Source organism: Mesorhizobium sp. M7A.F.Ca.AU.001.01.1.1 (assembly GCF_004022735.1).
Classification (GTDB): Bacteria; Pseudomonadota; Alphaproteobacteria; order Rhizobiales; family Rhizobiaceae; genus Mesorhizobium; species Mesorhizobium ciceri.
Genome location: NZ_RZPF01001245.1, coordinates 1 through 837, shown reverse-complemented (window position 1 = coordinate 837; position 837 = coordinate 1). Strand labels below are relative to the sequence as shown.

The 837-nt window shown below is 58.2% G+C and carries 2 protein-coding genes; both read right to left on the bottom strand.

Going from position 1 to position 837, the window contains the following annotated elements:
• On the bottom strand, nt 1-244 hold a 244-nt coding region (locus EN884_RS37405; protein WP_164895486.1), incomplete at its 3' end, for an ATP-binding cassette domain-containing protein.
• A partial coding sequence (locus tag EN884_RS37400) for an amino acid ABC transporter permease (protein WP_164895485.1) occupies nt 241-837 on the bottom strand: 597 nt, incomplete at its 5' end. The genes EN884_RS37405 and EN884_RS37400, both read right to left, overlap by 4 nt.

Sequence of the window (837 nt, the reverse complement as noted above, 5' to 3'; positions counted from 1 at the left end):
TGCGCACGTCGGCGACGTTCTTCATCTTTGGGTGAAGATGGATGCCGTTGACGGCGATGTCGCCCTCCTGATGCGATTCGAGGCGATTGAAGCAGCGGATCAGTGTCGACTTTCCGGAGCCGGACGGACCACAGATGACGATGCGTTCGCCTTTGTGGACCGTCAGATTGATGTCCTTCAGGGCATGGAACTGGCCGTACCATTTGGAGACGGCTCTGGCTTCAATGATGGCTTGAGCGCTCATCGCACCTTGCTCCTGGCATAGTGTCGTTCGATGCGGGACTGGATCAGCTCGAGGCAGATCGACAGCATCCAGTAGATGAGAGACGCCGAAATCAGCATCTCCATGTGCTGGAAGGTCTTCTGACCCAGCGTGCGGGCAAGGAACATCAGTTCCCAGACGCCGATGACCGAGACCAGCGAACTGTCCTTGAGCATGGAAATGAACTGGTTGCCGGTCGGCGGAATGATGACCGGAAGCGCCTGCGGCAGTATGATCCGGCGCATGGTCAACGAAAAGCCAAAACCCATCGAGCGCGATGCTTCCCATTGACCACGGTCGATGCTCTGGATTCCCGATCGGAAAATTTCGGTCATGTAGGCGCCGTAGCACAGCGAGAGCGCCAGGATGCCGGCGGGAACCGCACCGACCACGAAGCCCAGTTGCGGCAGGCCGAGATAGATCAGATAAACCTGCATCAGGAGCGGCAGGCCGCGAAAGAACGAAGTGTAGAAGCTTGCGATGGCGTAGGCGAAGCCGTTGGTGGACAGCTTGGCTACGGCACCCAGTATGGCGATCAGGGAGGCGATGATGATGGAGATGGCCGAGACGTAGAG